At 67.5% G+C, this 21,063-nt stretch carries 12 protein-coding genes; 5 read left to right on the top strand and 7 right to left on the bottom strand.

The genetic code is table 11. From position 1 onward, the window contains the following. The first annotated feature begins 25 nt into the window (after window positions 1-25). The gene (locus tag RDV64_RS03190) at window positions 26-2,413 is read left to right on the top strand and encodes a lytic transglycosylase domain-containing protein (protein WP_309197842.1); all 2,388 of its coding nucleotides are present in this window, start codon (window positions 26-28) and stop codon (window positions 2,411-2,413) included. Then, the gene (locus tag RDV64_RS03185) at window positions 2,410-3,279 is read left to right on the top strand and encodes an alpha/beta hydrolase (RefSeq protein ID WP_309199420.1); all 870 of its coding nucleotides are present in this window, start codon (window positions 2,410-2,412) and stop codon (window positions 3,277-3,279) included. The genes RDV64_RS03190 and RDV64_RS03185 overlap by 4 nt, the downstream gene beginning before the upstream one ends. Window positions 3,280-3,302: 23 nt before the next feature. Here the strand turns inward: RDV64_RS03185 and RDV64_RS03180 are convergent, their stop codons facing one another. The 7 genes from RDV64_RS03180 to RDV64_RS03150 form a co-directional block, all read right to left on the bottom strand. After that, window positions 3,303-4,364: a histidine kinase dimerization/phosphoacceptor domain -containing protein gene (locus tag RDV64_RS03180; RefSeq protein WP_309197841.1), complete on the bottom strand. Its 1,062-nt coding sequence runs from the start codon at window positions 4,362-4,364 to the stop codon at window positions 3,303-3,305. A gap of 109 nt (window positions 4,365-4,473) precedes the next feature. Beyond that, the gene (gene trmFO / locus RDV64_RS03175) at window positions 4,474-5,898 is read right to left on the bottom strand and encodes a methylenetetrahydrofolate--tRNA-(uracil(54)-C(5))-methyltransferase (FADH(2)-oxidizing) TrmFO (protein ID WP_309197840.1); all 1,425 of its coding nucleotides are present in this window, start codon (window positions 5,896-5,898) and stop codon (window positions 4,474-4,476) included. A 22-nt stretch (window positions 5,899-5,920) separates the two neighbouring features. Beyond that, complete coding sequence (gene larB, locus RDV64_RS03170; protein ID WP_309197839.1) at window positions 5,921-6,571, bottom strand: nickel pincer cofactor biosynthesis protein LarB; 651 nt, start codon at window positions 6,569-6,571, stop codon at window positions 5,921-5,923. Further along, window positions 6,572-7,357: an adenine nucleotide alpha hydrolase gene (locus RDV64_RS03165; protein WP_309197838.1), complete on the bottom strand. Its 786-nt coding sequence runs from the start codon at window positions 7,355-7,357 to the stop codon at window positions 6,572-6,574. Then, window positions 7,354-8,493, bottom strand: a complete 1,140-nt coding sequence (locus RDV64_RS03160) for a LarC family nickel insertion protein (RefSeq protein WP_309197837.1) — start codon at window positions 8,491-8,493, stop codon at window positions 7,354-7,356. Before RDV64_RS03160 ends, RDV64_RS03165 begins: the two co-directional genes overlap by 4 nt. A 79-nt stretch (window positions 8,494-8,572) precedes the next feature. Beyond that, window positions 8,573-9,757 carry a DegT/DnrJ/EryC1/StrS family aminotransferase gene (locus RDV64_RS03155; protein ID WP_309197836.1) on the bottom strand — a complete coding sequence of 395 codons (1,185 nt, stop codon included), beginning with the start codon at window positions 9,755-9,757 and terminating at the stop codon, window positions 8,573-8,575. A gap of 9 nt (window positions 9,758-9,766) precedes the next feature. Then, window positions 9,767-10,681 carry a Gfo/Idh/MocA family oxidoreductase gene (locus RDV64_RS03150; RefSeq protein ID WP_309197835.1) on the bottom strand — a complete coding sequence of 305 codons (915 nt, stop codon included), beginning with the start codon at window positions 10,679-10,681 and terminating at the stop codon, window positions 9,767-9,769. Window positions 10,682-11,184: 503 nt separating this feature from the next. On the opposite strand from RDV64_RS03150, the gene RDV64_RS03145 reads away from it, so the two are divergent. From RDV64_RS03145 to RDV64_RS03135, 3 genes are all read left to right on the top strand, one after another. Next, window positions 11,185-12,066 (top strand): PfkB family carbohydrate kinase, encoded by an 882-nt coding sequence (locus RDV64_RS03145; RefSeq protein WP_309199419.1) that lies wholly within the window; start codon window positions 11,185-11,187, stop codon window positions 12,064-12,066. A gap of 184 nt (window positions 12,067-12,250) precedes the next feature. After that, window positions 12,251-19,585: an SDR family NAD(P)-dependent oxidoreductase gene (locus tag RDV64_RS03140; RefSeq protein ID WP_309197834.1), complete on the top strand. Its 7,335-nt coding sequence runs from the start codon at window positions 12,251-12,253 to the stop codon at window positions 19,583-19,585. Next, entirely contained in the window at window positions 19,582-20,973 is a 1,392-nt protein-coding gene (locus RDV64_RS03135; protein WP_309197833.1) for an aminotransferase class I/II-fold pyridoxal phosphate-dependent enzyme, read from the top strand. The genes RDV64_RS03140 and RDV64_RS03135 overlap by 4 nt, the downstream gene beginning before the upstream one ends. Window positions 20,974-21,063 lie beyond the last annotated feature (90 nt).

Below are 21,063 nucleotides of genomic sequence, written 5' to 3'. Positions count from 1 at the left end.
TCAGCGTTTGCGTTCGGAGTTCTTGATGCGTTCACCCACCACGTTCGCCATTGCCGCGGCGATGGCCGCCGGTGCGCTCGGCCCCGAAACCGCAACCGCAGCGCCCTTGCGCCCGCCGGTGGTGTCATCCGGGGTCGTTCTGGTTGATTCTCCGTTGCCGCGCGGCAATCCCGTGCGCGCTGCCGCGCCCGCCCGCTTCGACAACGCCTTTGCCGAAGCGCCCGAAACGGCGCCGGCCGTTGCCGCGCAGATTGCGGCAGGCCACGCGTTGCCGCGCCGCCGCCCGAGCCGGGCCAAGGTGGTGGGCCGCGTGGAAAACGGCGTTGCCGTGCCGGTTGCCAGCGCCTACGCGGCGGCCAACGATGGCCCGGTCGCCTCGCTCTTCAGTGCGCCCGATGCGGTGGTGAGCGGCCTGGTGTCGGCGCCGCCTCCGGTTCCAACGGTCGTGGCGGCTCCCCCTGCGGCCAACGTCGCGCTGTCGGCCCATGGCCAGCGCGACAGCACGGCCTACGCCAAGTTCGGCCGGCGCAGCGGCTCCTTCAAGAATGCGCTCGATGCCTTGCGCGCCGATCGCTACGAAGAAGTATTCGCCCGCCGCAACGCGCTCAGCGATCCGCTCGACGTTCTGACCATCGACTATCTGGTCGTCCGCGCCGGTCCGCCCGAACTCACCTACGCCATGGTCGCCGACTTCATTGCCCGCGGCAAAGGCTGGCCCGACCCGAAAATGATCCAGACCCGTGCCGAGGAGAGCCTCGCAAGGGAGCGGCCGAGCGCGGCGGCGGTCATCAGAGCGCTGAATGGCAAAGCCATTTCCGGCTCCGGGGTGCGCCTTCTGGGCAAGGCCTATCTGGAAACGGGCGACCGTGCCGCAGCAACCCGCGCGGTGCGCGCCGTCTGGCACAATCGTGCGCTGGGTGTGGGCCTGCAGGGGGCCTATGCCGAAGATTTCGGCGCGATCCTCACGGTGGACGACCACCTGTCGCGGATTGATTATCTGATCGGTGAAGGCCGCAGTGCCGAGGCCAAGGGCCTTCGCAGCCGGCTGGGGACGGGGCCGCGCGCCTACATGGATGCGCGCCTCGCCGCGGCGGAGGGCGCGTCCGGCGCCAATGCACTTCTGAAGCGGGTGCCTGCGGCTTACCGCAAGCGGCCCGGCTATTCGCTGGCTGCCGCGGAAGTGATGCGCCGTGCGGACGATCTTGCGGGCGCGGCAAAGCTCCTGTCGCGCGTCTCGCCGCGTACGGTGGTGAATGGCGATGCGTGGTGGATCGAAAGCCGCATCGTCGCGCGTTCGCTGGCCGAAAAGGGGGATTGGCGCTCCGCCTACGCGCTCGCCAGCATCGGCTTTGCCGAGAGCAATGGAGACAAGGCGGACGAGGCGTTCCACGCCGGCTGGTTCGCCCTCACCGGCCTGAAGGACGGGGCCGCCGCGGAACGGCATTTTGCGGCGCTCGAGCAGATTGCGACCACGCCGCTTTCGTTGTCGCGGGCGGCCTACTGGCGGGGCAAGGCGGCTGCGCAGCGCGGCGATAGCAATGGCGCGCGCAAACAGCTCCAGATCGCGTCGCGCTATGGCTTCACCTATTATGGGCAGCTGGCGCGCACCGAGCTTGGCATCAAGGGCACCGGCGTCGGCAAGGCGCCCAAGCCGACCGGCAGCGACATTGCCGCCATGAAAGCCAACCCGCTTGCAGTCGCGACCACGCGGCTTGTGGCGGCAGGTCATGCGCACCGCATCTGGCCGCTCCTGAAAACGCTGGGCGAAACGGTCAAGACGCCGGGGCAGGCAACGCTTGCGGTCAAGCTTGCGCTGGACGCAGGCTACCCGCATCTTGCGCTGATGACCGCCAAGGAAGCGCAGCAGGAGGGCATCGATGTCGGCCAGCTGGCCTACCCGACGCAGCACATCCCCCGCTCTGCCAAAATTCCGGCAGGGCTCGACCGCGCCGTGGTCTACTCTATCGCGAGGCAGGAATCGCAGTTCAATTCGGGCGCGAAAAGCCCCGTGGGTGCCGCGGGCTTGATGCAGGTGATGCCGCGCACCGCAGCCTCCGTGGCAAAGGAGCTGGGCCTCAGGCACAGCCAGTCGAAGCTCACCAGCGATCCGGCCTACAACGCCACGCTCGGCGCCGCCTACCTGAAGAAACGCCTCGGCAATTTCGATGGCTCCTACATTCTCACCTTCGCGGCCTACAATGCCGGCGCCGGACGGGTGAGAGAATGGATCGAGCGCTTCGGCGATCCCCGTGACCGCAGCGTCGATCCGATCACATGGGTCGAGCAGATCCCGTACCCCGAAACGCGCAACTACGTGCAGCGGGTGATGGAGAACGTCCAGGTCTACCGTGAAGCGCTGGGCACGGGACAGCTCGCGATCACGGGCGACCTGAAACGGGGGAGGCAGAGCTGACCCCGCGCGAACTGACCGCCAAGGCCAACGATGGCGTCCTGCTGCATGCAGAGGATCGCGGCCCTCAGTCGGACCCTTGCCCGGTCATCTGCCTGCCGGGCCTGACGCGCAACGCCCGCGACTTCACCGCCATCGCCGATGTTCTGGCCACCACAGGCAGCGCCGGCGAGGCGATGCGCGTTCTCTCGCTGGACTCGCGCGGGCGCGGCAGATCCGGCCGGAGTGCGCCGGAAACCTACACCCTTCCGCAGGAAATGGCGGACCTTCTGGCCGCGATGGATGCATTCAAGATCCCGCGTGCCCGGTTCGTCGGCACCTCGCGCGGGGGGCTGCTCGTCATGCTGCTTGCGATGTTCCACCCGGAACGGATCGACCGCGTGGTGCTCAACGATATCGGCCCGCGGATCGAGCCGGCGGGGCTTGCACGGATTGGCGAGAACGTCGGCACCACCATGCGATTTGCCTCGTTCGAGGCCCTCGGCGAAGCGCTGTCCGCCACCCAGCAGACCCAGTTCCCGCGCCTGAGGGGCGAACAATGGGTCCGGTTCGCGCGCCAGCTCGCCTCGTCCGATGCCGAAACGGGCGACGTGGTGCTCGACTATGACGAAGCGCTGGCAGCCCCTTTCCGCCAGACCAATTCGGCGTCAGAACCGCCCGATTTCTGGCCGGCCTTCGACGCGTTGAAGCAATGCCCGGTGCTCGTCCTGCGCGGCGCGCACTCGGATCTCCTTTCCGCCGCGACCGTTGAGTCCATGCGCCGGTGCCATCGCCGGCTTGGCACGTTCGTCGCCAGTGGCGAGGGGCACGCGCCGCTCCTGTGGGACCGCGCATCCATCGAAACCGTGAAGCGTTTTCTGGCGGCCTGAGCCACCGGAGCCGTCAGGGGGCGTCAGGCCGCCAGGCGGATGGTGGCGCCGCTGTGGTTCAGGCGCAGCGCCGTCCACACGCACTCGCCAGGCGTGCCGGTCTGCTCCATCCGCCCGTGCAACGCCGAAAGATAGAGCTTGATCAGCTTCTGGCCGAGGGAGGGCGGCGCGTTGGCCGATGCGGGAATGATGTCTCCGGTCCGGCTGTCCGTTATGGTGATTGCCATCTGGTCGGCGCTGCGCCGCAGGTCGATCGAAACGAGCCCTGGCGCCTCGGCTCCGGCAAATTTGGTGTCGGCAATGTCAGCCAGAATTTCGGTGAGCAGCATGCCGATGTTGACCGCTTCGTCGGTGGTTGCCGCAAGGTCTTCGCCGCCAACCTCCACATGCCACTTCTGCCGCGCTGCGCCGGACTGGCTCTCTATCGCGCGGCCCAACAGCCGGAAATAGGGCAGGAGCGGAATTGCGCGGCGGTCGGCATCGAGCCGCATCAGCTCGTAGACCCAGGACACCGCTTCGATCCGCAGCGACACCCGCTCCAGAATGCCGGAGGTGTGCGGGTCGCTCACACCGCGTTGCTCCAGCCGGAGCATGGACAAGATGGAGGCGAGATTGTTGCGGGCGCGGTGGTGGACATCCGCAAGCTCCGCCTCGACAGATTTCACCGCAGCCGCCGTGGCGGCCGCGCTTGCATCAGCGTTTTCACTGGCGAGGAGAGACAGGGAGACCACGGTCAGCGCCGACAGGAGGCCGGTCTTGTTGATGCGATGGGCGCGGATCTGAACCTTGCGCTGCCCCTCGTCCGGAAACTCGGCTTCGAGCACATAGCCGTCCACGCTGACGTCCAGTTCGCATACGGCCTTGAGAAGGCCGCTGAGAATAGTGTCGCCTGCCAGTGCCGCATGGTTGGAAAACAACCGATGTCCGACCGCGTCTGCCTGGCTGCAGCCGAAAAGTTCGAGGTAGGATGTGTTGGCGAAGTGAACGGTCAGCGAACTGTCGATGACGACCACAGCGTCGTGCAAGGCTTCTACGATAGCACTATGATCGACCGACAGTTCGGATCCGGCCGGGATGGGTTCCACCTCTCGTCGTCCTCTTTTCAACGCATGGCGCACGGTCGGCGCCGCTTCACGTCATCAACGAAATGTAACGAAAGGACGCGCCTTCTAGTGTCCTTCTGCGAGATACTGGTTATGCGGTGACCGTATCCTTCGCATCCGCGACGTCAGCGGACGGGGGAGCGCCAGCCCGCCAGGCTGCAAAGTCCTCGCGGGCGCGTTCGCAGTAGGCCACCTTGCGGGCTTGCTTGCGGGCACCGCGCCGGCCGCGCTTGGCAGTCTCGTCCAGCTCCGGAAACAGCCCGAAATTGACATTCATCGGCTGATAGGAGCGGGGCTTTCCGGCCTCCGCAGCCTCCTCGGTGAGGTGACCGCCGGTGATGTGGCCCAGAAGAGCGCCGAGCGCCGTTGTGGCAGGCGGCGGGACAAGGGCGGCCCCCGTCATTTCCGCGGCGGCAAAGCGCGCAGCAAGCATTCCGGTGGCTGTTGCCTCCACATAACCCTCGCAGCCCGTCACCTGGCCGGCAAAGCGCAGATTGGGGGATGCCTTCAGCCGCAGCGTCGGGTCAAGCAGGCGCGGGCTCTCGATGTAGGTGTTGCGGTGGAGGCCGCCAAGGCGCGCGAACTCGGCCTTCTCCAGGCCGGGGATCATCCGGAACACGTCGCCTTGCGCGCCGTAACGCAGCTTCGTCTGGAAGCCGACCATATTGTAGAGCGTGCCCAGCGCATTGTCCTGCCGCAGCTGGACGATGGCGTAGGGTTTCACCTGCGGGTCGCGCGGGTTGGTGAGGCCGACGGGCTTCATCGGCCCGTGGCGCAGCGTTTCGCGGCCGCGCTCGGCCATCACCTCAATGGGGAGGCAGCCGTCGAAATAGGGCGTGTCTTCGAAACCCTTGAACGGGACCCGGTCGGACGCGATCAGCGCGTCGATGAAGGCTTCGTACTGGTCGCGCGACATCGGGCAGTTGAGATAGTCGGCGCCGGTGCCGCCGGGTCCGGGCTTGTCGTAGCGGGACTGGAACCACGCCACGTCCATGTCGACGCTCTCGCGGTAGACGATGGGGGCAATGGCATCGAAGAACGCCAGCGCATCGGCGCCGGTGAGGGCGGCAATCTCGGCCGCCAGAGCCTTGCTGGTGAGCGGGCCGGTGGCGACAATCGCCATGGTCTGCGGCAGCTTGGTCACTTCCTCGCGGCTGATGGTGATGTTGGGGTGCTGCGAGAGCCGCTCGGTGACGACTGCGGAAAAGCCGTCGCGGTCCACCGCCAGCGCACCGCCCGCCGGCACCTGGTTGCGGTCGGCCGCTTCCATGATGAGCGAGCCCATGTCCCGCAGCTCCTGATGGATCAGGCCGACGGCGCTGTTTTGCGCATCGTCGGAACGGAACGAGTTGGAGCAGACGAGTTCGGCAAGGCCGTCCGTCTTGTGCGCCTCGGTGGTGCGCACGGGGCGCATCTCGTGCAGGACGACGGTCATGCCGGCTTCGGCCAGCTGGAATGCGGCTTCTGACCCGGCGAGACCGCCGCCAATGATATTGATTTGCGTCATGCGCGACATTTGCACCGCCGGTGCGGCAGGTTCAAGCGGTCGCCTGCCGCGCCCGCAGAATCCGGATGGCCGCACACGCCGCACCGAAGCCGTTGTCGATGTTGACGGTGGTGATGCCGGGCGCACAGGACGCCAGTGCGCTGGAGAGCGCCGCCTTGCCGCCTTCGGCCACGCCGTAGCCATTGCTGGTCGGCACGGCAATGATCGGCGCCGCGATGAGCCCGGCGAGCACGCTGAAGATCGCGCCCTCCATGCCCGCGACGACGATCACCACCGGGGCCCGTTCGATCTCGTCCAGCCGTGCGGTCAAACGCCACAGGCCGGCCACCCCCACATCGATGATCATCTTGTGATTGCGGCCGCTGAACTGAAGCGTGCGGGCCGCTTCCAGCGCCGTGCCCCGGTCTGCGGTGCCGGCGGCCACAATGGCGGCGGCAGGGCCGGACGGCGCCGGCGGCGTGCCGAGGATGGCGGTGCGCGAGAGGGGCTCGTAGTCGAGTCTTTCGCGCAACGGGGCCGCAAGCGCAGCCAGCATCTCGGGGGTGAGGCGGGTGAGGAACATTGCCCGGCCGGCAGCGTCGGCGCAGATGGCTTCAATGTCGGATGGCTCTTTGCCCTCGCACAGGACGGCTTCGGCGGTGCCGGTGCGCGCGGTGCGGTCCCAGTCGAACGTGAAGACCATTCAGGCTGCCCCGGTGAGGAAGGCCGAGCCGCGCTGGTACGGCTTCAGGCCCAGAAAAGGCCGCCCCGCCATGGCGCAGATGTCGGCCGCCGCGCTGTGTGCAGCGGTGGCTGCCGCGGGGGGCGGCGTTGGGGCGACCTCCACCGCAACGCCTGCGGCGGTGACGCGGCAGCGCAGCGCGGCGCCGGCGCCCAGAAGGGGACGGAGCGTGCGCTCGGTCTCGTCGATGAAGGTGAGCGTTTCGGGGGTGACGGTGATGCCGGTCTCGATGCGGCTCGCAAGGCAAGGCTGCGCGGGGAGGGCGGCGATGTCGCCAAGTCCCAGTTCGGCGGCCAGCGCGTAGATCACCGCCTTGCCCGCGCCGGCCTCGACGAAGGGGTGCACGACACTGCGTTCGGCGGCGGCGAGGAGGCCGGGGCGAAAGTCGCCAAGGTCGTCGGTGTTTGCGCCGGATGCGATGGTGGCGTCCGTCACGCTGCGGATCCGGCTGTAAAGGTTGGATTTGCAGAAGTAGCAGCGATTGACCGGGTTGGCGGTGTATTGCGGGTCGGCAAGCTCGCCGGCGTCCACCAGTGCAAGGTCCCAGCCGTGGCGGGTGGCGTGCACTTTCACCCGTGCCGTTGCCTCTTCCGGCACGGCGAAGGAAACCGCGTGGACGACCTTCACCGCCGCGCCGGTGCGGTGGGCAAGGTGGGCGAGCAGCATCGAATCGACGCCGCCGCTGACCGCAATCGCCAGCGCGTCGTGCCGCGCGATCGCGGCGAGAATGGCGGCCTCGGCGCTCACCGGGGGCCCTCCGCCTTGGCTTTCGCGGCGCGGCGTGCGGCAAGTGAAGCGCCTGTGAGGTCGTCGCTCTCGGCCTTGGCGGTGGTGGTGCCGTCCGGGCGGAGGGTGTCCTTGCGGCGGATCTCGCCATCCACGGCGGTGCGCGGCAGGACGAGCCGCGCCTCGTGACGCCAGCGCAGGCCAATGGTGGCGGTCTCATCGAAGCAGGCGTCTGCCACCCGCTCGCGCGCGGCCGGGTCGACGAGAAGCTCGAACAAATGCTCCGGGCGGCCCTTCTTGCCGAGCCGAGGCGTGATGGTGAGGTCGCGCACACCGGGCTCGGCGCGCAGGCGCTCGGCGGCCGTGGCAATTTCCTCGCCCGTCATGTCATCCACCGCAAAGGCGAGAACCGCAACGGTGTCGTCCGCCACGGCGCCGCCCGCCGCAAAGACGAGGACGCGCAGGACATTGGCGATGCCGGGGAGGTCTCGCGTGCCGGCACCGAGGCCGGTGGCGGACAGGGTGCCGCCGCGCCGATCCGCTGGCGCGAGGTGGGCGAGGATCGCGGCGCCCGTGGGGGTGACCCGCTCGCCGGGGACGCCATCATCGCGGAAGGCAAAACCCTTGAGGAGCAGCGTTGTGGCGGGGGCTGGCACCGGGAGCGGGCCGTGCGAGGTCTTGACCTGCCCGCCGCCGAGCGGGAGCGGTGACGCGCTCCACGTGGTGCCGGGGAGGGCGGCGATCAGGCTGCCCGCGGCGACGACGTCGCCAAGCGAATCCCAGTCGGCAATCTCGTGAAAGTGGACGTGCGCCAGCGGCACGGCGTGCACCTCGGCCTCGGACTCGGCGAGGCGGGTAAGGATGGCGACGGCGGCATCGGCCGTACCGTCCGACAGGGCGGCGCCGTTGATCCGGGCGACAAGGTCGGGGAAGTGGGCGATGCGCGGGGTGGCAGCCTCGCCGTTGATCGCGAAGCGGTTGGCGGCGAGGGCGAGGCTCTTGCCGGCGGTGAGTTCGGCGGTGAGGCCGTCCGGCAGGACGGCGGCAAGGTCGGCCATCACGCGGGGGGCGAGATGGGGAAAGGCCGACAGCATGGCGGCAACGAACATGTCGCCTGCGATGCCGCCGACGGGGTCGAGATGGATGTGTCGCGTCATGGGTCGCCCGGCCGTCGCGGCCGGGGGTGGCCGCGCGGGCGGAGTGTGGCCTTTTCCGCCCGCCGGCTCAAGGGATCCGTCAGGCCGCGGCGGGCTGACCGGCGTTGCCGTGGACGAATTCGACCAGCGTGTCGGCCACCATGTGGACCTCGTCGTCTGTGATGTCCGGGCCCATCGGCAAGCTGAGGACTTCGCGCGACAGCATTTCGGCAACGCCGAGCTTCTCGTCGCCCGCCAGCGTGGCGGCGAAGGCGGGGTGCTTGTGGAGCGGCACGCGGTAGAAGAGGCCGGCGCCGATCTGGCGGGCGGCCAGCGCATCGCGGGCGCCGTCGCGGTTTTTCAGGCGCACGGTGTAAAGCGCATAGGCGGAGCGGGAAACGCCATCCGCGGGGGGCAGCGTGCACACGCCGTCCAGCAGCTTGTTGTAAAGTGCGGCAATCTCGGCGCGGCGGTTCAGCTCGGCCTTGAAGACGGAGAGCTTCGCCAGAAGAATTGCCGCCTGCATGGTGTCGAGGCGGCCGGTCATCCCGATGCGCATGGCCTCGTCGCCGTCGCCCTGGCGGCCGTGGGTGCGGATCTGGCGCACGGTTTCGGCCAGCTCGTCGTCGTCGGTGAGGAGGCCGCCGCCGTCACCGAACGCACCCAGCGGCTTGGTCGGGTAGAAGCTGACGCAGGAGATCGGCGCAAGCCCGCCAACCCGCGCATCGCCGATCCGGCCGCCAAAGCTCTGCGCCGCATCGGCGACGATGCGCACGCCGTAGGCGTCAGTCACCTGCTTGATGGCGGCGTAGTCGGCGGGAAGGCCGAAGAGGTCCACCGGCATCACCACCTTGGGGTCGAGGCCGCGGGTACGCGCGCTCTCGATGGCCGGCGCAATGGCGTGCGGGTCCATGTTGTAGGTGGCGGGGTCGACGTCGACGAAAACGGGCGTGGCGCCGACGGACGACACCACCGCGGCGGTCGCCGAGAAGGTGAAGGCGGGGACGATCACCGCATCGCCGGGGCCGACGCCCATGGCCATCAGCGCCATGATCAGCGCATCGCGGCCGGAAGACACGCCGATGCCGTGGGCAACGCCGGAGAAGGCGGCGATCGACTCCTCAAGCTCGGTCACTTCCGGGCCGAGGATGAACTGGCCGTGGTCGAGCACCTTGGCGAGGCGCCGGTCGATGTCGTGGCGGAGGCGGGCCTGCTGGCGCTTCAGGTCGAAGAGCGGGATCGGCTGCTGGGTGGCAACGGGGGCCCGGAGAGCGGAGACTGACATCTTCAACCTTTATGCAGACAACGACAGGCGTTGACGGGACAGGGCGTCGCGAATGCGGATCGCGACGGCGAGGGCCGCCGAAGCGGCTGCGCCATCCACACGCGGCCTGGAGCCGGTGGCGATGGCATTCAGAAATTCGGCAAGTTCGGTGGCGAGGCTGTCCCGCTCCGGGCCGAGTTCGATGGGGGTGACGTCGCTGCCCGTGGTGCGGACGACGGCTTTGGCGACAAGGTCGGCGTGCAGCACGCCGGCGTTGTCGTGAACGTCCAGCGTGCGCTCCACCACAGGGGCAAGGCGGCTGGCGGAAATGTCGGCGACCGCGCCGTTGGCAAAAACGAGGCGGGCGATGGCGGCCTCATGGCCCGTGCCATCCGGCGCGAACGCCTCGACGGACGTGACCGGAGCGCCGGCAAGCGTAAGGCAGAGGTCGATGTCGTGGATCATCAGGTCGAGCACGACGTCGACGGTGGGGGCAACCGGCCGGGGCGGGTTGTGCCTGCGCGCTGCAATGTGGCGAACGGGGCCGGCATTTTTGGCCAGCGCTTCGAAGGCTGCCGAAAAGCGCTCGATGTGCCCGATCTGCAGGACTGCGCCGGAGGCGTCCGCCGCGCGAATCAGTGCGTCGGCCGCAACGCCTGTGTCCGCGATCGGCTTTTCGATGAAGACGTGAACGCCGCGTTCCAGAAGCGGGCCGGCGACGGCAGCGTGGGCCTCGGTCGGCACGGTGACCACCGCTGCATCCAGCGCAAGGTCGCTTACGCTCGCCGCGGCTTCCGCGCCCAGCGGTCCGGCCACGGCGCGTGCGCGCTCGATGTCGCGATCGACGATTGTAAGCGTTTCAATTGCCGGGTTGGCGGACAGGTGACGGGCATGATGACGCCCGAAAGCGCCGACACCTATCACAGCCATGTTGACCTTTTTCATACCGAGGCAAATAGCACGGACGATTGTTCTAATAAGTTAGCAAGCCGCGAAAACCGGCACTTGTGCGCTCAATTGGTGTTGCATCCTGTTACGGTCGCAGACGTTCCGACAGCGCCAGCTTTCGTCCCGGCCTCGCTCCGGGTGGGAAAGGAATGCCAAGCCGAACGCTAAATATGGAAGACGAATTTACGCTGAGATTGCATTCTTGGTCGTGATTTTGAACTAGATGCAATCTTTGAGTGTAAATATATTGTTAGGTGCGCCGTCGCCGTCAGGCGATCAAAGTCGGGCCGCAGGAGATAATGCTGCGCCGATCGAGGTCGCGACGCGGGACTCGTGTACACATGACCGGATGACGTGCGCCTCAAATCGAACTAGCAGAAGAAGCTTCCAGAAACGGTATGCCGGATTCGGCAGTCACGTTGTGTGGATGGAAGAGTGCCGGGCTTTTGGAGTTTCGCGTCCTTGTGATTGTTGCATGTGGTGAATCGCTGGTGGATCTGATGCCCGAGGGGGAGGGCGACGATATTGTGTATCGCCCCGTGCTGGGCGGTTCGCACTACACCGTCGCCGTCGGGATCGCGAAACTGGGCGGCAAAGCGGGCTATCTCTGGGAGCTGTCGCACGACACCCTCGGTCAGCGCTTTTTCGCATCCCTTTGTGGAGCCGGCGTGGACTGCTCTGCCGTGCGCCGGGCGGACCGGGCCACCCCCACAGCCATCGTCGACATGTCGGGCGACGAGCCCCGCTACAATATCGCCGACCCTGACCGGGTGATGCACGACACGGCACTGCCGCCCCTGCCTGCCGGTGCCACGTGTCTGCACGTCGGCTCGGCCGTTCTGGCGCAGGACCCGGTGGGCGGGCATATCGCAGAGGCCGCCCGTTTGGCGCCTCTGGTGAGCCTCGATATCAACGCGCGGGCACCTTCTATTACGGATCGTGCGGCTTATTGTGGAAGATTGCGCAAAATTGCTGCATTTTCAGGCGTCGTTAAGGCTAGCGTGGCCGACATAGAATTGATCGGCGAGGGGGACGCGGAAAAATATATGAAGGCGCGTGTGGATGACGGGGCGGCCATTGCCATCCTGACGATGGCGGAGGGCGGTGCTCTGGCGATGACGGCGCAGCACCGGGTCTGGCGCAAATCCTGCGCGACCGCGGTGCGCGACCCTGTGGGGGCAGGCGATGCCTTCATGGCGGCGCTGCTGTTCCGCCTTCAGCAGACCGGCACCCTCAGCAAGAGCGCCCTTAGCGCCCTCAGCGAAGACTCCCTCGGTGATCTTCTTGATTTTGCACAGCTTGCTGCGGCGTTTACCTGCGGCCACCATGGTGCCGTCATGCCGACGGCGGACGACCTTGCCCGTGCCCGGAGTGTGGCATGACCGGTACGCTGAGAAGTTTCAGAATTATTCCTGTTCTTGCAGCTTGTAGAGCAATCGCCTATGCGTTTTTGGCTTTGCCTGACCTGAGTGTGAAGGAACGGGTAGAGCGTCCGGCAAGAAGCGGGGGGCAGCCCCGCAGTGCCCCCGCCAATTGTCCTGTCGGTCGGACTGAAGGATCTTGCGTATGACCGTGTCCGTTTCGAAGGTGGCCCTGGTGGGCGCGGCCTGCCGTTTGCCGTCTGCGAACGGTCTCGATGAGTTCTGGGATGTCCTGCGCAGTGGCCGCTGTGTCGTCACGCAGATCGACGAAGACCGTTTCGGAACCCAGCAACACCTCCATCCCGACCGGACGGCGCCCGGCCGTGCGGTGACTTTCGCTGCCGGCCAGCTGGCCCGGCCATTCGATTTCGACCCCGGCTATTTCGGCATTTCCCCGCGCGAAGCGGCTGCGATGGACCCGCAGCAGCGCGTCATTCTGGAAGTTTCCGTCGAGGCGCTGGAGAATGCCGGCATCCCACCCTCGTCGCTGGCGGGCGAAAAGGTTGGCGTCTACGTCGGTGCTTCCTCGCTGGACTACGGCACCAACGCCCAGCTCGACATGGCGGTGATCGAACCCCAGTCGATGACCGGCAACACCCTGTCGATCATCGCCAACCGCCTCTCCTACGCGTTCGATCTGCGCGGGCCGTCCTACGTCATCGACACGGCGTGCTCGTCCTCGCTGATCGCGCTCCACCGCGCCATCGAAGACATCCAGAACGGCCGTGTCGAGACCGCGCTCGTGGGCGGCGTCTCGATGCTGTTCCATCCCGTGCCGTTCGCCGGGTTCTCGCGCGCGTCCATGCTGTCGGAAAACGGCCTTTGCCGTGCGTTCGATGCCGGTGCCGACGGCTACGTCCGCTCCGAAGGGGCGGTGACGCTGGTGCTGCGCGCAGATACCGCAGCCCGTGCCAATGGCGACCCCATCCTGGCCCGCTTCGTCGGCTCCGGCACCAACGCGGACGGGCGCACCGCCGGCCTCTCGCTGCCTTCGATGGATGCGCAGGCCGCACTTCTGGAAGAGGTCTACGAGCGCTTCGAGGTGGACCCGAACCAGATGGCGTTCGTCGAAGCCCATGGCACTGGCACCCGCGTCGGCGACCCGATCGAGGCAGAGGCCATCGGCCGGGTGATTGCGACCCGCCGCACCGACCCCCTGCTGATCGGCTCATCCAAGACCAATTTCGGCCATCTGGAGCCGGCGTCCGGCCTCGTCGGCGTCCTGAAGGCGCAGATGGCGCTTGCCAACAATTGTCTGCCCGCCAACCTCCATTTCGACAAGCCCAACCCGGACATCCGGTTCGAGGCGCTGAACCTCAAGGTGGCCAGCGAGGCGACGCCGCTGGCGCGCAACGGCACGCCGCGGGCCGCGGGCATCAACTCCTTCGGCTTCGGCGGCGCCAACGCGCACGTGGTGATGGAAGACGGCGAGCCGGTCGCTCCCTTGCCGCTGACTCACCGCGCGGCCCCCATCGTCATCAGCGCCGCCAGCGAGCCTGCGCTGCGCCAGCTGGCTGCCCGCAGCGCCGATGCGCTGGCCGCGGCCGGTGACACCGCACTTTACGCCAATGCCGCGGCCCACGGTCGCCAGCGGCTTCCGTTCCGCGCCGTCATCGCGCCGGGCACCACCGATGAGGTGGGCGCCGCGCTCACCGCCGTGGCTGCCGGCGAAAAGCATGAGCGCGCCGTTCTGGGCGAAGCGCTGACCGCAGCGCAGGCGCCGGTGTTCGTCTATTCCGGCAACGGCTCGCAGTGGGCCGGCATGGGCCGGACCGCCTACCAGAACGAGACCGATTTCCGCCTGTCGTTCGACCGGGCGGACCGCCTGTTCATGTCGGTGGCCGGCTGGTCTCTCGTGACGATGCTGTTCTCCGAAGATCTTGAGAGCGAGATCGAGCGCACCGAGATCGCGCAGCCGCTCCTTTTCGCGCTGCAGGTGGCGCTCACCGAATCGCTCCAGAAAAAGGGCCTCACCCCGTCGGCTGTCGTTGGCCATTCGGTGGGCGAGGTGGCCGCGGCCTGGGCCGCAGGCGCGCTCAGCCTGGCCGATGCGGTGCGGGTCATCCACGCCCGCTCCACGCACCAGGAGGTCACACGGCACCTTGGCGGCATGGCTGCGCTGCTCCTGCCGCCGGACGAGGCGCGTGCCGCCATCGCGCCATATGCCGGCCTCGAAGTGGCGGCAGAAAATTCCTCGCGGTCTGTCACCATTTCCGGTCCGGTCGGCGCGCTTGCCGAATTTGGCAAGGCAGCGCGCAAGAAGCGCTGGGCGCTGAAGCGGCTCGACCTCGACTATCCGTTCCACTGCGCTCTCGTGGAGCCGATCCGCGATCCGCTGCTCAACTCGCTCGCCAGCATCGAGCCCCAGACATCGACGCTGCCGATGGTCTCCAGCGTCACCGGCGCCCTGGTGGATGGCCGCGACCTCGGGGCCACCTACTGGTGGGATAACGTACGCCAGCCCGTGCTGTTCAGTGCAGCGATCAAGTCGCTCCTGGGTGAACACCGCCTGTTCCTCGAAATTGGTCCGCGCCCGGTGCTGACCGGTTATCTGAACGACGCCGCCCGGACCTCGGACCTCAAGGCAGTGGTCCTGTCGTCGTTCCAGCAAAATGACGCCGCAACCCAGCCGGTGTCCGAAGTCATCCGCGGTGCGCTGGCCAACGGCGCCTCGGTGGACGAGGACATCCTGTTCGGCGCCAAGGCGGCATCGGCGTCGGTTCTGCCGAACTACCCGTGGCAGCACGCCTACTATCGCACGGCCGAATCCAGCGAGCGCGTGCGCCTGCTGGACCGGCGCGCACACGTTCTCCTCGGCGACCGGCACGACCTGGACCAGTCGGTCTGGCTGGTGTCTCACGATGCCAGGCGCCTCCCCTTCCTCGTGGACCACAAGGTGGAGGAAGCCGTCGTCTTCCCCGCCGCGGGTTTCACCGAGATGCTGCTTGCCGCCGGTCGTGCGCTGTACAAGGACGCGGCCCTCGAGGTGCGCGATCTCGACATCTACGCCCCGCTGGTGCTGGACGATGCCACCGAACGCGAGGTGCGAACCCGCGAGATTGCGCCGCATACCTTCCTCATCGAAAGCCGGGTGCGGCTGTCCACCGACCCCTACATGCCGCATGTGAAGGCAACTGTGGGCAAGGCACCGGCCGCGCCGCAGAATCCCCTGCCGTTCGAGGTTCCGGCGGATGCCGCCATCGTTCCCGCGGCTCGGCTTTACGAAATGACGCGGGCGTTCGGCCTGCCGTACGGCCCGGTGTTCCGCCGTGCCAACTCGGTGTCGCTGATCGATGACAGCCGCGCCCATGTGCGCCTCGCATCCGCCGATCCGGCGACGGCCAAGTTCGGCTTCGTCCTCGACCCGACCCTGTTCGACAGCTGCTTCCACGCCCTGTTCGCCTTTCTTGCGGGCAAGATCGAAGGCGGCGACACGGCGGTTCTGCCGATCCGTGTGGGCCGGCTGGTGATGGCACAGAACGCTGCCGCGCCCGTGGAAGCCGACCTTTCGGTGCGGATGCCCACCGAGGGGATTGTCGAGGCCGACTTCACGCTGCGCGATGCCGCGGGCGGGATTGTCGCCGTCATCGAGGCCGTGCGCTTCCAGGCGGTGCCGCTCAACCGCCACGCTGGCGCCGAGACGATTTTTGCCGCCCCCTATATCAAGCGGATCAGCCGTGCGCTGGAGCCTGCGTCGGCGGTGCCGGCGCTGCCCGCCCACCTTCTGGCCGCGGATGGGGCCGAGCCTTCGGAAACCGCGCTGCTCATGGAAGCCGGCGTGCAGGCGGCTGCCGAAGAGGCGCTGGGCGCCCTCCTGTCCGAGCCCGCCCGCCTCAACGACCTTTGCGAAAAAGGCAAGCTGAACCGCACTGCAGTGCCGCTTGTCACCCGGCTTTTGCTGGCGCTGGAAGCGTCCGAGCAGGCCGAGGAAAAGGACGGTCGCTGGCAGGTCACCGGCGCGGGTCTGGCCGTGGCCGACGTGGTCGGGCTTCTTTCGGCCGAGCATCCGGACCGGGTGGCGGAAACCGCACTTCTGGCCGCGCTCCCCACCTTCTTCGAGAATGCCATTCGCAACGGGCTGGACGAGACGCTGCCCGCCGCTGACCCTTTGATGGCGCAGCTTCTGACCGATGCGCCGTTCTCCGCGCCGCTGTTTGGCGCCTTGTCCGAAACGCTGGACGCGCTGTTTGCCGGCAACGACGCCGCGCTCCGCGTCCTGGTGATCGGGGCGGCCAACACCACCTTCCTGCGTGGCCTTGCCAGCAAGATCGACCCCGAGCGCGTCCGCCTCGTCATCACCGACCGCGACCGGACCGACGCCGAGCGCCTCAGCCTCGTGTTCGAACGGGTGACCGGTGTCGAAGTGGCGCCGTTCGGCACGCTTGCTGCGGAGCATCATCCGTTTGACGCGATCGTGGTTGCGCCGGCGCTTGGCGCGCCGCTGCTCGCCGACCTGGTGGAGCTCCTGAAACCGGGCGGAACGGTTCTGGGCGCGGCCTACGGGCCTGCACTATTTACCGACGCGCTGGCAGGCCTCAGCACGGAATGGTGGGCGGGATCTGCTGATCCCGAATCGCCGGTCGGCCGCCTGATCGACGCCGATGAGTGGCGCACCGCCATCGAAGGCATCGGCCTTCAGGTGCGCGGTGTTGGGGCACTCGCCTCCGCCGAATGCGATGCGCTCCTGTGGTCCGCCGGCCGTGAGGCTGCGGCAGAGCGGACGAACTGGCCGGAGCTTCCGTCGCTCCATGCCGTGGGCGAGATTGCCCGCCGCGTCTGCGACGCGCTGTCCGCCATGCAGGAAGAGCAGCCGCCGGTGCTGGATCTGGCCTCCGGACCGGAGGGCGATTGTCTGGTCGCCATCCACGAGAACGACCCGGCCAAACTTGCAAGCCGGCTCACCGAGATCAGCCGTTTCCTCGAAGGTCTGGGCACTGAGGCCCGCAACGTCACCCTTGTGACGTTCGGTGCGCAGGTGCCGGGTGCCAACGAGGTGCGCCCCGTGGCAGCCGCCATTGGCGCCTTCGGCCGCGTTGCCATCAACGAGTTCCCGCACCTTTCGCTGCGGCTGGTGGATGTGGCGCAGAGCTTCGAGCCGAGCGAAGCCGCGGTCCGGTTGCGCGCGGAGCTTGCAGAGCTGAACGCAGAACGCGAGATCGTGCTGACCAGCGACCATCGCGGCGCCGTGCGCTACCGGCCGACCGCGCCGCAGGGCCCTGCCGGTGGCGACATGACCACGCTTGCGATCCCGCACCGTGGCTCCATCGATCATCTGGTCTGGCGCACCGCGAAAAACCCGGCGCTGGGCGCTGGCGACGTTCGCCTGCGCGTGGAAGCGGTCGGTCTCAACTTCCGCGATGTGATGTGGACGCTGGGCCTTCTTCCGCACGAGGCGTTGCAGGACGGCTTTGCCGGCGCGACGCTTGGGATGGAATGCGCCGGCGTGGTCGAAGCCATCGGCGCTGACGTGACCGACCTTGCGGTGGGCGACCCTGTCATCGCCTTCGCACCGGCCTGTTTTGCCTCCCATGTCACCGTCACCGCGTCTGCCGTTGCCCGCCGGCCGGCCGACCTTGGCCCGGCGGCCACAGCCAGCGTCCCGGTCGCGTTCCTGACGGCGTATTACGCGCTGGTGGAGCTCGGCCAGCTGGAGGAGGGCGACACCGTCCTCATCCACGGCGGCGCTGGCGGCGTCGGCCTTGCGGCACTGCAGATCGCCAAGTGGCGCGGCGCAACCGTGTTTGCCACCGCAGGAACCACCGAAAAGCGGGCGCTGCTGACCCGCCTTGGCGCCGACGAAGTGTTCGATTCCCGCGGCCTGACCTTTGCCGACGAGGCGCGTGCCGCCACGGGCGGCGAAGGCGTCGATGTGGTGCTCAATTCGCTGGCCGGCGAGGCGATGGAGCGGTCCGTCGGGGCGCTGAAGCCGTTTGGCCGGTTCCTGGAGCTCGGCAAGCGCGACTTCTACGCCGACACAAAGCTCGGCCTGCGCCCCTTCCGCCGCAACCTCAGCTATTTCGGCATCGACGCCGACCAGCTGATGAAGCACAAGCCGAAGTCCGCCAAGCGCATCCTGAAGACGGTGATCGACCTCTTCGGCACCGGCGAGCTGACCCCGCTGCCCTACCGCATGTTCGCGGCGGACGGCGTGCGCGATGCGTTCCGCCTGATGCAGTCGGCTGGCCATATCGGCAAGATCATTGTCGAGGCGCCCCTGCCGCCCGAACCGCGGCCGGAGCCGCGCGCCGTTGTCGCCCCGGACAAGGCGTATCTGCTGGTGGGCGGTACGTCCGGCTTCGGCTTTGCCACCGCAGAGTGGCTGATTGCGGAAGGTGCCCGGCATCTGGTTCTCGCCAGCCGCTCCGGCGTCAAGGACGAGACGATTGCGGCGGCCATTGAGGCGCACCGCGCGGCCGGTGTCAGCATCACGCTTGCAACGCTGGACGTGACTGACAAGGCCGCGACGGCTGCGCTGGTGGCCGAGATTGCCGCCGAGCGCCCGCTGGGCGGCGTGTTCCAGATGGCCATGGTGCTGGACGACGCGCTGATCACGTCCCTGGACGAAGACCGCTTCGCCACGCCAATCACACCCAAAGTTGCCGGTGTTATCTCGCTGGAGGCGGCCACGCGCGACGTGCCGCACGACCTGTTTGTGGTCTACTCCTCCATCACCGTGCAACTCGGCAATCCGGGGCAGGCCAATTACGTGGCCGCCAATGCCTTCCTGGAAGCCATCGCGCGGCGTCGCCGGGCCGAGGGCAAGCCTGCACTCGCCATCTCCTGGGGCGGCATTGGCGACGTTGGCGTCCTGGCCCGTGATTCCAGCGCCAACGAGCTGTTGCAGCGCAAGCTCGGGCGCCATCTGGTCAGCTCCGCCGAAGGCCTTGCCGGTCTGAAGGCGCTGATCGAAGACGGCGCGATGACCGAAGGCCCTGCGGTCCGTCTCATCGGCAAGGTGGACTGGGCTGCGGCGCGCAAGGATCTGGAGCTGGTGAAAAGCCCCTCGTTCGAGGACCTTGCCGAGGAGCCGACCGAATCAGGCGAAGGCGGCGGCGCGATCAACCTGTCCGAACGCCTCGCCGGCCTCACCGATCAGGAAGCGCTTGGCGAAGTGACGCGCCTCCTCACCGGCGAAATTTCGCGGATCCTCAAGCTGCCCACCGGCGAGATCGACGTGCACAAGCCGCTCACCGCGCTCGGCATGGATTCGCTGATGGGTGTGGAACTGCGCATGGCGGCCGAGCAGCGGCTCGGAATCGACATTCCGCTGATGTCGCTGGCGGCCGGCGCAACGCTGACCGACCTTGCCAAGAAGGTGGTCCAGCGCGGCCGTGGCGACGATGCGGTGATGGACGAGGATTCAGAGGCTGTGGCAAGTCGCCACCTCTCTGAAAACGTCGAAAAGGGCGACACCGACATCGAGGCGCTCGAAGCGGCCGTTCTTCAGAAGACGAGCGGCATGAGGAAGATCATTTCATGACGAAACGCGGTGGCATCGGTGGGTTGAAGGCGGCGGCCAAGGATCAGCTCCTGGCCGCTGGTCGCGCCTCCCGCAAGGCCGGTCTGGAGCGCAAGTTCGACCGGATGGTGCCGAAGGAAACCGAACGGCGGACCGCGTCCACCGCGTTCGATTTCGGCACCCTCGATGAAGTGCGCCAGCTGAAGATCCAGCGCGCTGCCGCCGACATCCTGAAGATCGAAAGCCCGTTCTTCCGCTCCCACGAAGTCCGGGCCGCCGCCCATACGCAGATCGACGGTCGCGAGTACATCAACTTCTCGTCGTACGATTATTGCGGCCTCAACGGCGACCCGCGCGTCACCGAAGCCGCCAAGGCAGCGACCGACACCTTCGGCACCTCCGTCTCGGCGAGCCGCGTCGTGTCCGGCGAGCGCCCGTTCCACCGGGAATTCGAGGCGGCCATCGCCCATTATCTCGGCGTGGAAGATGCCGTGGTGATGGTGTCCGGCCATGCCACCAACGTCACGACCATCGGGCACCTTCTGAAAAAGGACGATCTCGTCCTCACCGATGCCTTCATCCACAACTCCATTGTGGAGGGCGTGCGCCTGTCGGGCGCGACCCGTCTCACCTTCCGCCACAACGATCTGGACCATCTGGAAGAGCTCCTGAGCAAGAGCCGCTCGAGCTTCGACCGGGTGCTGATTGCGGTGGAGGGCCTTTACTCCATGGACGGGGACTCGCCGCCCCTTGCCAAGCTGGTGCGCCTCAAAAACCGCTACGATGCGTGGCTGCTGGTGGATGAAGCCCACGCGCTGGGCGTTGTGGGTGAAACCGGCCGTGGCCTCGCCGAGCGCGACGGGGTGGACCCCAACGCGGTTGAAATCTGGATGGGCACGCTGTCGAAGACGCTGTCGTCCTGCGGCGGCTTCATTGCCGGGTCGTCCTCGCTGGTGGAATATCTGAAGGCGACGGCGCCGGGCTTCGTGTTCTCGGTGGGCCTGCCGCCGGCATCCACCGCAGCTGCCCTGGCTGCGCTCAAGATTCTGGACGAAGAGCCGGAGCGAGTGACCAAACTGGTGGAAAACGGCCAGCATTTCCTGAAGACGGCGAAAGCGGCCGGGCTCGACACCGGCACCAGCGAAGGCCTTGCCGTGGTGCCGATCATCATCGGGGACAGCATTCTGGCCGCCGTCGTGTCGCACCGCCTGTCCGAAGCCGGGCTCAACGTGCAGCCGATCATCTATCCGGCCGTGCCGGAGAAGGCCGCGCGCCTGCGGTTTTTCATCAACTCGACGCACACGTTCGAGGACATCGAGCGCGCGGTCGAGCTCACGGCCACCTGCCTCAAGCTGGCCGCCTCCGAAGGCGAAGGGCTGAAGCTGCTCGCCAACAGTCTGGCACGGTAGGTTTTCAGCACGGCGCGGCCGATGCGGGCCAGCGCGTCCGCCGACTGGGACGGGGCGTCCGCAACAGCGGACGTCTGGCAGGATATCAAG

Source organism: Acuticoccus sp. MNP-M23 (assembly GCF_031195445.1).
In the GTDB taxonomy this organism is placed as follows: Bacteria; Pseudomonadota; Alphaproteobacteria; order Rhizobiales; family Amorphaceae; genus Acuticoccus.
Note: the sequence above shows the minus strand (reverse complement) of the source record. Positions and strands in the feature narration are given on the sequence as shown.

Coding starts and splice junctions, on each gene's coding strand:
- RDV64_RS03190 (WP_309197842.1), top strand. CDS start 26: ATGCGTTCACCCACCACGTTCGCCATTGCCGCGGCGATGGCCGCCGGT.
- trmFO (WP_309197840.1), bottom strand. CDS start 5,898: ATGTCGCGCATGACGCAAATCAATATCATTGGCGGCGGTCTCGCCGGG.
- larB (WP_309197839.1), bottom strand. CDS start 6,571: ATGGTCTTCACGTTCGACTGGGACCGCACCGCGCGCACCGGCACCGCC.
- RDV64_RS03160 (WP_309197837.1), bottom strand. CDS start 8,493: ATGACGCGACACATCCATCTCGACCCCGTCGGCGGCATCGCAGGCGAC.
- RDV64_RS03155 (WP_309197836.1), bottom strand. CDS start 9,757: ATGTCAGTCTCCGCTCTCCGGGCCCCCGTTGCCACCCAGCAGCCGATC.
- RDV64_RS03150 (WP_309197835.1), bottom strand. CDS start 10,681: ATGAAAAAGGTCAACATGGCTGTGATAGGTGTCGGCGCTTTCGGGCGT.
- RDV64_RS03145 (WP_309199419.1), top strand. CDS start 11,185: ATGCCCGAGGGGGAGGGCGACGATATTGTGTATCGCCCCGTGCTGGGC.
- RDV64_RS03140 (WP_309197834.1), top strand. CDS start 12,251: ATGACCGTGTCCGTTTCGAAGGTGGCCCTGGTGGGCGCGGCCTGCCGT.
- RDV64_RS03135 (WP_309197833.1), top strand. CDS start 19,582: ATGACGAAACGCGGTGGCATCGGTGGGTTGAAGGCGGCGGCCAAGGAT.